Annotated in this window: 11 protein-coding genes; 2 read left to right on the top strand and 9 right to left on the bottom strand. The window is 39.7% G+C overall.

The features are described 5' to 3' along the window. Positions 1–17: 17 nt before the first annotated feature. The 5 genes from ACSLUH_RS07270 to pgi form a co-directional block, all read right to left on the bottom strand. Positions 18–1,034 (bottom strand): cupin-like domain-containing protein, encoded by a 1,017-nt coding sequence (locus ACSLUH_RS07270; protein ID WP_448565640.1) that lies wholly within the window; start codon positions 1,032–1,034, stop codon positions 18–20. Between the two features lie 9 nt (positions 1,035–1,043). Next, complete coding sequence (locus ACSLUH_RS07265) at positions 1,044–1,760, bottom strand: SapC family protein (RefSeq protein ID WP_448565639.1); 717 nt, start codon at positions 1,758–1,760, stop codon at positions 1,044–1,046. 47 nt (positions 1,761–1,807) lie between these two features. Continuing rightward, positions 1,808–3,352, bottom strand: coding sequence for a tryptophan halogenase family protein (locus ACSLUH_RS07260; RefSeq protein WP_448565638.1), 1,545 nt, complete (start codon positions 3,350–3,352; stop codon positions 1,808–1,810). Positions 3,353–3,484: 132 nt separating this feature from the next. Then, the gene (locus tag ACSLUH_RS07255) at positions 3,485–6,169 is read right to left on the bottom strand and encodes a TonB-dependent receptor (RefSeq protein WP_448565637.1); all 2,685 of its coding nucleotides are present in this window, start codon (positions 6,167–6,169) and stop codon (positions 3,485–3,487) included. Between the two features lie 305 nt (positions 6,170–6,474). Continuing rightward, positions 6,475–8,124 (bottom strand): glucose-6-phosphate isomerase, encoded by a 1,650-nt coding sequence (pgi, locus tag ACSLUH_RS07250; RefSeq protein WP_448565636.1) that lies wholly within the window; start codon positions 8,122–8,124, stop codon positions 6,475–6,477. Between the two features lie 266 nt (positions 8,125–8,390). Between pgi and ACSLUH_RS07245 the strand changes: the two genes are divergently transcribed. Continuing rightward, positions 8,391–9,407, top strand: a complete 1,017-nt coding sequence (locus tag ACSLUH_RS07245) for a LacI family DNA-binding transcriptional regulator (RefSeq protein ID WP_448565635.1) — start codon at positions 8,391–8,393, stop codon at positions 9,405–9,407. 13 nt (positions 9,408–9,420) lie between these two features. Here the strand turns inward: ACSLUH_RS07245 and ACSLUH_RS07240 are convergent, their stop codons facing one another. From ACSLUH_RS07240 to ACSLUH_RS07230, 3 genes are read right to left on the bottom strand one after another with little or no spacing between them, the layout of a single operon-like run. Beyond that, positions 9,421–9,579, bottom strand: a complete 159-nt coding sequence (locus ACSLUH_RS07240) for a hypothetical protein (protein ID WP_448565634.1) — start codon at positions 9,577–9,579, stop codon at positions 9,421–9,423. A 57-nt stretch (positions 9,580–9,636) separates the two neighbouring features. Then, entirely contained in the window at positions 9,637–9,987 is a 351-nt protein-coding gene (gene rraB, locus ACSLUH_RS07235) for a ribonuclease E inhibitor RraB (RefSeq protein ID WP_448565633.1), read from the bottom strand. Positions 9,988–10,023: 36 nt separating this feature from the next. Next, positions 10,024–10,746: a 1-acylglycerol-3-phosphate O-acyltransferase gene (locus ACSLUH_RS07230; protein ID WP_448565632.1), complete on the bottom strand. Its 723-nt coding sequence runs from the start codon at positions 10,744–10,746 to the stop codon at positions 10,024–10,026. A gap of 287 nt (positions 10,747–11,033) precedes the next feature. Here ACSLUH_RS07230 and ACSLUH_RS07225 point away from each other — a divergent pair, with 287 nt between their 5' ends. Next, on the top strand, positions 11,034–11,819 hold the full coding sequence (locus tag ACSLUH_RS07225; RefSeq protein ID WP_448565631.1) for a MipA/OmpV family protein: 786 nt from the start codon (positions 11,034–11,036) through the stop codon (positions 11,817–11,819). Between the two features lie 28 nt (positions 11,820–11,847). Here ACSLUH_RS07225 and ACSLUH_RS07220 read toward each other — a convergent pair whose 3' ends face one another. After that, a complete protein-coding gene (locus ACSLUH_RS07220; protein ID WP_448565630.1) occupies positions 11,848–12,423 on the bottom strand; it encodes a glutathione S-transferase N-terminal domain-containing protein in 576 nt (191 codons plus the stop codon). Positions 12,424–12,475: the final 52 nt, after the last annotated feature.

Raw genomic sequence — 12,475 nt, 5'->3', positions numbered from 1 at the left:
TCGACTGACCCTATCGCTCAACTCAGTTGTTTGCTTAACCACTTGCGGATTTCACTTTGTAACTTTGGGGTTAACTTATCGAGCACACCATGGGCATGCTCAGGAATATGTTGATACTTACCAGACTGCTCTGAAAAAATGTAGTACTCGAAAAACGCTCGCCAAGCATCTTTTTGTTGTTGCGGTAGATCTCTAATCGACAACATCGCCATTAACAAATTATCTTGTGGAACCGGTTTGTTTTTACCTGATATTGCACCACCACTCCAATAATTGACGAGCATATTGACACCGCCATATGCCTCAACATGGTGCCACCACAGAGATGGAATATAGATAGCATCTCCAGGTTCAAGTTCAGCTTGCAAGCCATGCTCAAGGGCTGTCGCCACTTTAGGAAATCGTTCAAAATCTATATCGTTAAAATCTACCAAGCTTACCGGTGCTCCAGCAGGAGTAAATTCAATTGGCCCGACATAGAGATTAGCTAATTGCTCAGGCGGAAATAGCGTAAAACGGCGTTTACCGGCAACGACACAAGCAATATTTTCCGCATCATCGTTATGCGCATTGACGATAGAATCGTTACCTATCCAAACTCGGCTCACTCTATCTTCACGTAAAAAATCAAAGGAATTTTGTTGCTCAAACTCTGGAAAGTAGTCACTTAGAGGCGCACTTTGTAGTGCAATAACATCTTGTTCTTTAGCGCTGGCATTAGCGAGTAGCTGTTCAAAAAACAGCTCAAAAGATACAATATCTCGAGTAAAATTAAATCCATTAAACGCTTGATTATAAAAGAACAATCCCTTTTCTTTACGAGGAAGTTTCGCACAGCGAAGCTTACCGCCAGCATATATGCCTTTAAGGTAAGTGACTAACGCTTTGTTGCCTGCACTTGAGTGCTGAACACATGGCCAATGTTTAACAAGCCCTTTTAATATCGCGGGTTGTGCTAACGGTTGAATTTCTTGCTCGAAAGTCGTTTTAGTCACATTCTGCCAGCAGGTTACGCCCTTTAATGGTGGCAACATCGCTCACTCCTAACTTGCTTTTTGATTCGCTTTTAACTGTAATAAACGATTTATTTGACTCAATGAAGCAAGATGAGCATAAATTGCTGGGAAATAATGTTGCTTGTATAACGATAAGACAACGTCATCCGATAAGCTTTGCAGTACTTGTTCATCCACTTTGTAAACACCATTTATTTTGTGCTCCCCCTCAGGGCCTAAACGTACTGTAAACTCAGTTGCTTGCAGTAAATCGTTTTCAACCAAGGTCTTGATAAACTTATCTGTAGCTTGTTCTTTCGCAATCATATCAGAAACCAAGTTACTCATTTGTTGAGTAGCTTCGGTTAAACTGCCATCATCATTAAATATTCTAACGCCCTTAGATTCGTGTAATAGCTCACTATTCTCATCAATACATAGTACTAAATTATCGTCAGTTATATTCTCCCCACCAGCAGCAAATGGATAGCGACGAATATTTACTGGCACATAATGAGTGAACACCTTGCCTTGATTAAAGACTAAGTTTTCCCCGCTCGAAAATCCTAAAAGCGCGACCGCTTTAAATTGACCAGTCTCTTGCTGTTTCACAAAAACGATGGGAAAGTTAGTCGACGCGGCGAGAAACTCCGACGCAAGCAGTGGTATCATACTTTGCTGCCCAATATGAGGATACGTAGGGTCGACATCCACTCTTAATGTTTTATGTTTATTTGAATCTAAAGGTACCATGCTAATGGCCATAATATTTCCTCATTTAATTGGCTTTTACTGAGCATTCGCTTGCTAAGCTAAATTCTACTCAAACCATATTGTTTTATTTTTTCAATGACTTCTCGATGCATAGCTAGCTGCTTAGCTAACTGAGATGCATGCTGCTGAATACGGTTAAAGCCCTGCTGCGCTTGCTGTTTTTGCGGTAAATTCTTGATGTCGATTTCGGTGTTAAAATTCATCCCATATAAGACGTACAGATAATTCTCTAATTGAAAGACTTCATATTGACTAAAAAAATCAGAAGGTGTTGGCACATTGTGCTGCCAAAAAGCGAGCTTTTCCAGCAAACTGTCTGGGGCTGTTTTTGGATCAACATTATCACGCCAAAAATCGTTATCGTTTCGTTGACTCAAAAAATAATGTAATTTTATGAACTCTATCACCCGCTCCCAAGCGTAGCAGGTTATTTTGTTGTAACTTGATTGCGCGTAATGTACGCCCTGTAAGTGATTAGGTAGCTTTTCAGCGAGTAACTTAGCACTTGCTTCAACAATGAGTAAAGCGGTTGCTTCAAGCGGTTCAACAAAGCCCGCTGATAAGCCTATCGCCACGCAGTTCTTAACCCAAAACTGTTCTCTGTAACCAATATTCATTGGAATTTTTCGCGCAATTAAGCCTTCACTTTGTGTTCCTGCATATTCGCGCAGCGTTTGTTCTGCTTGCTGATCACAAGTATGAGCACTGGAATACACATAACCAACACCTTTTCGTTGTGTCAAACCGATATCCCAAATCCACCCAGCCTCTTTTGCTGTCGCGATAGTGTATGGTGGTATTTCAATGTCACCTTGCGGATAAGGAACTTGCATCGCTATCGCTGTATCTACCAGCAATTGATGTGATTTACTGACAAATTTTACTTGTAAGGCCTTAGCAATTAACTTCGCTGCGAAGCCCGAGCAATCAATAAATAAGTCGCCATGAAATCGCTGCCCCTCGCGACTGACTAAAGTACTAATATTGCCTTGTTTATCCAATTCAACATGTTCAATAGTGGCAAATACTCGCTGAATGTTTAACTGGTTTTCACCGTGTTTAGCCAAAAAAGCGCCAAACTTCGCCGCATCTAAATGATAAGCGTATTCTGCTGCGCCTTGATATTCTTGATGCGTTATTTTCTTGGGGGCTAATCCAAGGTCACATAAGAGCGCTTGTCCACTAAGGGCGTGGGCATAACTCTGTTGCTGCGTTCCGGCCAACCAATGTGAGGATAAATCAACTGCTTGAATATTCGGATAGTTAAACAAGTGATGGTAGCTATGAGATTTACCTTCACTTGGACTATAAAGCCAATCAACAAACTTAATTGATTGTTTAAAAGTGACGTCACATTCGCGAATAAAGTCAGTTTCCGATACGCCAATCATTTTGAGCGTTTGTCGCATTGTCGGCACAGTACCTTCACCAACCCCGACTGTAGGAATATCTGGAGATTCAATAACCGTCACCTGATAGTGAGCTGCATCACGCTTGGCTAATTGACTCGCTAAAATGCAAGCGCTCAACCAACCTGCAGTACCACCGCCTAATACGATTATTTCTTGAAAAGGCTTTTTCATATGACCTCAATACACCTAGGATAAAAAACCTGACTATTTACTCTCAATAATCCACCTTAACCAATGTAAAAATATTGCTCAAGGGATAAAAAAAGCCGAGCATGAGCTCGACTTTTTTAGACTTAACTTCAACTAGAAGTTAACACGTACACCAGCAACAAAGCGGCGACCGTTGGCATAAAGCGACATAATACGCGCTTTATCAACGTTATATTCCATCACTTCTTCATCGGTTAAGTTAACCGCTTCCAATGTAAAGGTAATATTTTCGTTAAAGTTATAAGCGGCACTTGCATCCCACTGACCAAATGCATCGTTGAATAACTCGTCGCCGTTAAAGTGCAATCCTTTGTACCACTCACTACGGTAGTTATACATTAAGCGAGCGCCAAATGTATCGTTTTCATAGTATGCTGTCAGGTTCAACATGTTCTGAGAAGTACCTTCAACTAACCCTGAACCAGGTTTTTCTGGGTTATGCTCTTCTTCCGCATCGCTATTGGTGTAGGTATAGTTTGCTGAAAAACCGTAACCACCAAAGTCGTGTTGAATCGCAAGTTCAATACCGTCAATCACACCACCTAAGCCGTTGCCAGGTTGAGTAAAATCTACATCAACCATCTGGTCGCTTTCTTGATCATAACGTTGCTCTCTAACAACAGATGAAGTTCTTAGCGATTTAATATCTTTGACAAAATATGTTGCTGAAAATAACGAGGCATCGGCATAGTACCATTCATATGAAATATCAAACTGATTAGCTAAGGTTGGTTTTAAGTACGGATTACCACGAGAGCCAGCTCCAACGAATCCTTCATCACCACTTAATGAACCAAACGTTTCCAAACCAGAAATATCTGCCCAATTTTGGCGCGCCATAACACGAGCGGCACCCACGCGTAAGATTTGATCATCGGCTAAGTCAAAGGCAATGTTAAAGCTCGGTAAAAACTCATTGTAGTCATTATCTTTAGAAACCCACTCTAAATAGCTTGGGTCTAACCATTCACCATTGATAGTTTTAAGGCCCCAAGAATCACCTGAGAATTCATAGCCAGAAGAGGTTTGATCGGTGGCGACATAACGTAAACCTAAGTTACCTCTAAAACCGTCACCTGAAAAGTCACCTTGCACATAAAGCGAGATAACGTCTTCTTCTACTGCCCAAATTTCTGGTAAGTTATCGTGAACAAAGTAAAAGCTATCAACGCCATTTAGGCTACCAAAAGCGATTTCTTCCATCACGTCACGTACATGGCCAACTTGATTGGTTATATTACCATTTGCTAAAACATCTACATTCACAGCACCATCAGCATTTAAACCGCAATCGGCAAGTGTCGGACATTGATTGAAAATCCACGCCATATAATGTGGCTGATCACCAGCACCATCTTGTGGGCCGTGCCAGCTATATGCAGTGCGCTCTTGAGTACGCTCTGCTTGGCGATATTTAACACCAGTTTTAATACTTGTAAACGGGCCAACTTCAACTGGTACTTCAATGTCTAATTGTGCAAAAGTCTCTTCATCAGTAGTTGGTTTTGAGCCCCCCCAAATCCAACCAGCAGCAAAATTACTACCATTTGACGGATCAACACCTACATCAACACTAGGTGTACCGGTTAAATCAAAACTATAACCTGCTTCTGGCGCAACATATTCCCATGAGGTTTCACGGTAAGTACCACCTTTTGCTTTGGTTGAACCAATTTCAAAATTCAGCTGGTAATCAGCACCAGAATAATCGACATCTAAATGAAACTGGTTAGTTTTCGTTGATGATACACGGTTGATATAGTTATAGGCATAACGGCCATTGGCACTTGATGACGCCAGTACCGCACCATTTTCAACCGTTGTTGCATTCGCAATGACTTCATTTCGCTCAGCTTCTGCTGTACCAGCAAAATTAATTAAATTGGCATTTTGGTTGTCAACGTCCATTTCAGATGACATTGCGTTGAACGTAACCAGTAAGTTGTCATTTGGAGCATACTGCAAGGTACCGAAAACCGTTTCACGCTCTCGATCTTGTAAGAACTTAGGTACACCAATATTACGAGGTACGGAAAACTCATCGTCTTCACTCTCGATCCAACCTAAGACTTCAAAACCTTGACGTTCAAGGGTACGATCTTGCTTAACAGCTGAGATCATTACACCAAAAGTTTCTTCTTCATTCTTCCAAGAGTACATACCTGAAAGGTTTGGATCTGTTTCACCCGAGCTATCAGAGTATTGTGCTTCAGCCGCTAAGCTAACCGTATTGGCGTCTAAATCGAGTGGGCGACGTGTACGTAAAATAACGGTACCACCAAGAGAACCTTCATCAATAGAAGCAGATGGCGATTTATACACTTCTAAATCTGAAATAATAACAGAAGGTAGCATAGTGTAGTTAAAACTACGGTTTGCTTCATCTAAAATAAACCAGTCAGCAGTACCAACAGTTTGTCCATTTAATAAAGTGCGATTGTACTTAGGTCCAGCACCACGAATGGTGATTTTTTCACCTTCGCCAAATTCACGACTTACCGCAACACCAGTAATACGAGATAATGTTTCAGCAACGTTTTTATCTGGAAACTTCCCGATATCTTCGGCAGTAATTACGTCTACTACGTTATCCGCAAATCGCTTAGCATTAAGATTCTCTTTTAAAGAACCGCGAATACCGCGAACTTCAATTACTTCTGTTGCTTCGTCAGCCTGTTTAGCTTCGTCTGCCGCCAAAGCAAGTGGTGAGACACCACCAGCAAGAACCATGGCAACACTACTTGCTAGAACGCCTTTTTTAAATGTTTTAGATGACATCGACTTTCCCTTACACACGTTTTTTAAAAGTATAGTTATGTTTAATAACCTTATTAAAGACAGCGCTGTCTTTAATATTTATGACAGCGTTGTCATTTGGTTAAGTAAAACCATACACAAAAATCTTTCAATTGGCTAGTCATTAACCAAAAAAAATAAAGGTTTTTATTTAACCCTATAATTATAAAGCAAATATTATTTAATCATTGTTAAAGAACATTTTAGAATGTCTCGAAAATTACTACTTGATTAATTAAAAAAGGCTTATATAAAAGCCTTTTAAAAGATCTAAAACTTATTAAAAACTAAAGCGATTGAGTACAACGCTTATAATAACGAATTAAATTTGCTGTCGAACAATCGTGCTGTGTTGACAAAGCATCACTCACTAGCTCTTGATGTATACTTGCTGCTAGCCCTTTGCCAAGCTCTACCCCCCATTGATCAAAGGAGCATATTTTTAAAATAATGCCTTGCACAAATATTTTGTGTTCATAAAGCGCAATTAGATTACCTAGTGTTTTAGGATCGATACGCTTTAATAAAATGGTATTCGTTGGCCTATTGCCTTGATGCACTTTATGAGGAGCAACCTTATCTATATATTCAGGTGTCCGCCCTTTCGCTTTTAGATCTTCCCGTACTTGTTGTTCATTAACGCCAGTCATTAATGCCTGCGTTTGTGCAAAAAAGTTCGACATGAGGGTTTCGTGATGCCCTTGCACTGGTGTGACACTAGCAACTGAACCGATAAAGTCAGCGGGAACGATATTATTACTTTGATGTAAATATTGGTAAAATGCGTGCTGGCCATTTATTCCCAGTTCGCCCCAAATTGAAGGTACTGTTGCATAGTCAACTTCTACTCCATCCCAAGTCACCGACTTACCATTGCTCTCCATTTCTGCTTGCTGTAAATAGGCAGAAAGCATATGCAATGTTTGGTCATAAGGTAAAATAGCCTGCGACTTCGCCCCCAAAAATGTCGTATTCCAAACGCTCAGCAGCGCCAGAATGGTCGGCATATTCTCTTTTAGGGGTGCCTGTTCAAAATGCCTATCCATTTCATTAGCACCTTCAAGCAACGCCTTAAACTTATCAAAACCAAGATCGAGTGCAATCGCGAGGCCGATTGCTGACCACAACGAAAATCGACCGCCAACCCAGTCCCACATGTCGAAGATATTTGTCTCTTCAATACCAAACGACTTGGCATTTTCTTTATTTGCAGTCACCGCAACAAAATGTTTTGCTACCGATTTACTATCAAAAGATGACGCAGTTAACCAATTAATCGCGGTTTTGGCATTGGTCATGGTTTCTGTGGTGGTGAACGTCTTACTTGAAACAATGAAAAGTACTTTTTCAGGATCTAACGGCCTAAGTATTTCTACGATTTGAGCCCCATCTACGTTAGAGACGTAGTGAACGCGTATGCTGTTATCGCTATAGTGCTTTAGCGCCTCGGTGACCATTTGTGGACCAAGATTTGAGCCCCCTACTCCGATATTAACGACATCAGTGATACGCTTTCCAGAGTACCCTCGCCATTGCCCTTCGCGCACGGAATGAACAAAAGCTTCCATTTTACTCAGTTGTTGATTAACGCTTTCTGTAACGTTTTCACCATCAACTATCAAAGGTGAATTGTCATTTCTTCGTAACGCAGTATGCAATACCGCTCGTTCTTCAGTACTATTAATTTTTTCACCTGAAAGCATTTTTTCACGCCATTGCTCTACTTCACACTCTTGGGCAAGATTTAATAAAGTGTCCATGACTTCGCTGTCTATCAGATTTTTTGAGTAGTCGAGTAATAGCCTTGGAAGCTCAATGGAAAATTTTTCAAACCGCTGTTTATCTTGAGCAAATAGGTCATTCATATGCTCTGTTTTTTTTTGTTTCGCTAACTCACTTAACCGCTTCCAGCTACTTAACAATTGACGATCTGACATACCCCACTCCATCACCTAGAAAAAGAATTTTGCCAACCATATTCCAAAATGACAGCGCTGTCAATTTGATTTGATTGTTCGTTGGTGCCCAATTATTAAACTTCCGCCATGCTAGGAAAAATTAGTAGTTGCTGAACATCAGATAAACCAATACCCTATGACAACGATAGACAATAAATAGCGCTTAATGTTTGCAACCTTATTCATTGACTCAGCAAACAGTGAAACAAGCGCATTTCCAATGACGAGTAAGGTTCAAATAATAGATGAAAGCAACGATTAATGATGTTGCCAAGCAAGCTGGCGTTTCAATTAAAACCGTTTCAAGAGTGATGAATAATGAGCCTTCCGTACGCCAGCCGACGAGAGAAAAGGTTATGGCGGTGGTAAAGGAGCTTAATTACCAACCGAACTTGGCCGCGCGAAATTTGGCCGGCACCAAAGCTTTTAGTATTGCCTTTATTTATGATAATCCAAACGCCTACTACGTTATCGACATGCAAAATGGTATTCTGCAAGCATGTAAACGATTGGGGTTTGAACTACTCATCCACCCCTGTAGTGCAAAATCCGAAGGGTTACTTGATGAAATTAGCAATATGATCAAACACTCGCGTATCGCTGGGTTGATCTTGACGCCGCCATTCTCGGAAAATCCAGAGTTTGTAAAACATCTATTAGCTTTAGATATTGATATTGTACGGATAATGTCTGGAGATAATAAACCTGATAACTTAACGCCTTGTATAATGGTTAATGACTTTGAAGCATCGTTAAGTATTACACAGCATTTAATCGATCAAGGTCACAAAGAAATTGCTTTTATTGCCGGTGAAGCAGAGCATAAATCCACGGTTGAGCGATTAAAAGGTTATAAACAAGCATTACTCAACAACCAGTTAAACGTTGATAAGCATTTGATTATTCGTGGTGAATACTCTTTTGAATCTGGCGTAGAAGGTGCCAAAGCACTGCTAAGTGGTAAAAGTTTACCCAGCGCTATTATGTGTTGTAATGATGAAATTGCCGCTGGGGCGTTATTTGCGTCTCGCCTATTAGGAGTAGCAGTACCTGAAAAATTAGCCATAACAGGTTTTGAAAACAGTCCATTTTCACGCCAAACTTGGCCAAGATTAACAACCGCAGATCAGCCAACCAGTGAAATTGCAGAAAATGCTGCTAACTTATTAATTGCGACGTCAAAAAAGCAACCTATTAACCATATAGTAACTCACTATACGCCGCAATTAATCGTGCGAGATTCAACCGCTAACAACGCATAAATAGCATCAGGCCTTAATCGTGAGGACTAAGGCCTTGTTTAATTTTTTCAATTCGTTCTTGGTGTCTGTGATGAGCTTTTAAACCAGCAATGGCAAACACACCAACAATGGCGACGATAGGAATTAACAAAGATAAAACATCTGTAGTAAACAAGCGACTTAACCAGTCCATATATATATTCCTTTATTTTCTTGTCGTTATTTTGTGCAATACGTTAATTGTAGTTTATTATTCTTCGAAGTACGTACCCCAACCATCATAATCTACATTTTGTTGTTTTGCTAACCCAAACATAGTTTTTATTTCATCATTAATGATAGTAGCATCTAAAGGCTGCTCGGTGATCACATCAAACGCATAAACTTTTTCGCCACTCTCCAACATGGCTTCTTCGGGTTCTTCTACTTCTAATCCCATTTTAAAAGCGGCAATCGCTGCCTTTTCAAGCAAATCAAAATCAGTGCTAGAAAAGTGATGTTCTATCGTGTGGTGAACCTCTTCGTTTGTTCCATCTTCAATGAGGTCGTTGATTAAATTGTCGGTGTGTTCAAACCATTGCGCTAGTTCTTGATCAATCATAAAAATTCTCTATTGCCTGAATATCAGGCGTTAACATTAGGCTATTTGCTCGGCTTCAGCTGATAATGCCGCTATTTTTGCTTTCATTAAAGCATGAGTTTCATTGGCAATAGCTCTCATGTTGTCACTATTGGCATCATCTAAGTATATCGGTGGTAAAAATTCGATAATCATCTTACCGTTGTTCCAGCGATTAAGGTGTATTTTATCATGCAAATTACTGGCGCAAATTGGCACGATAGGTACATGAGCTTGCATTGCCGTTCGAAACGCGCCGGTTTTAAAAGGTAAAAGGCCTCTACCATTACTTCGCGTCCCTTCTGGGAATAGCCATACGGAAAGTTGTTTTTCTCTGATTTTGTTGGCGGTCAACGCAATCGTGTTCATCGCTTTATTGGTATTTTTTCGATCGATCAAAATATTACCGGTTAACCAATACATCTGACCGAAAAATGGGATCCATTTTAAACTTTTTTTACCAACACTAACCGTACCAGGACGAACAGCATTACTGACAGTAAAAATGTCGTAACTATTTTGATGGTTACAAATATAAACTACAGGGCTTAACGATTTGACACTTTCTGGAACTCTCACTTCAACAGTTAAACCAAGAAGCTTGGCAACTTTGCCCATCACTTTAGCGGTATGATAAACGTTGTCACGATGAAATGGTCTCAACAAACTGTAGCAACATGAAACTATAGAAATAAAAACAATCGCTACAGCCATTAAAATAATGCGTAAAATGGCTAACAAAATAGCACCTCAATAATCAACAAGTGCGCAAGTATACCTTAATGTTTACGATGCTAAAACAAGCAGATACCTAACTTTCACTTTCATTGAATGTTTTTACCAAAATGTAAAATCTAAATATCTTGGCAAATTAAGCATTTATAAAAAACAATCAATTTCTGTGTAATTTTTACTTAAAGTTTTTGCTAATTTAGCTATAGTAGAGGGTAGGCTTTTAAAAACAATAATAACAAAGAGAACACGAAGTACATTTATATAAGTTTTTCAACGAGTCACTTGGGGGGAATATGCGATTAATAGTTGTAGCGATATTATGGCTATTCTCTTCTGTTGTTTTTGCAAATAATTTGGAAAACAGCGCCGACTCGCAATCAAAACCTAACGAAACGTTATCTGATCATGAGCACACCAAAGCGACAAGTTTCAGTCAACAGCTAGGGCTGATTGCCATCAATATTCCTGAAATGCTCTCAGGCCAACAACAAACGTCGCAATTAACACCTTCAATCGCTGCTGATAACAACCTCAGCAACACAAGCCTTTATAGTCGAGATGGCGCTTGGTTTAATAAAAATGAAACGGCCGGTATTTGGTTAGGCAGGATTATTACCGACGAATCTTCGTTTGCTTCATCTTCACACATAATGCCTACTCAGGGTACCTCAGGGTTAAACGCAGCGATTAATGTTGGCCGTTTTAGCGCAGAAACCGCACTATTTACCAATGGCGACAGTGTTTTGAACAGTGAGAAGTTCTACCTTCAAGGTAGCTACACGTTTTTAGAAAAAGATTCATTTAATCTGGCGATCACTGCGAAATTAGAAACGTTAAGCTCTCAAGGGGTAGGTAAGTATCTAGGAGAGGACATCTATAACTTTAAAGCCGATTCTGTGATAAAACATCAAGCAAAAAACGCCACACTTGGTTTAGTTGGTACTTTTGAACTTGCACCAAACTGGACGGTTATGGGCGCTTTAACCTCAACAACTATCGATAAAGATATTCAAAAAAGTCCATTAATTAATAGTAATTATGTCAACATGGCATTAATTGGCACCAGTTACTCGTTTTAATTACTCTTCTACTTGGTAACATCATTGATTAACTGATTCGTGGATCAGTTTCTTTCACCATAGGCTCGCGGTTAAATTGTTCAAAAAAAGTCACTAATGTTTGATCATCTTGCCACTGATAAAGCGAACGAAATGCCATCCAGTCGAGTAAACAAAATAACGACACCGATAAGTAGTGCCATGAGTTAAACTCTCCCTTTGCTACCGCCTCACTCAGCGATTTCATAATATGCTGTACGCGTTCTCTTTGTAAGTTAAAAAATAAAGCATCTTCTGATGTATCAATTGCAGAGCGTTCTAACACTAGCATTGACACTAAAGCATCATTAGCACCATTAATTAACGTCAATAAGTTTTCTTGATGCCAGCTCATTTTATCCAGTTGATATTTTTCTCTTAAATAACGATAAATGACATTGGAGTCATAAATAATTTGCTCGTTATCTATTAACACGGGAATTTTCTGAATAGGATTATTGTCAGTTAGTACAGCTCGCGAATTAGCTTCGAAAATATCCATGTCAATAAACTCAATCCCCTTACTTAAAAAGAATAACTTGAGTCTTCGAACATAAGGTGACGTGGTTGAACCTAAAATTTTCATAAAAATCCCCTACAGCGATAATTTCCAACACTGTAACGTTACAGTGGTTTTC

It is taken from the genome of Thalassotalea ganghwensis (genome assembly GCF_053485795.1).
This window is presented reverse-complemented; position numbering and strand designations above follow the sequence as displayed.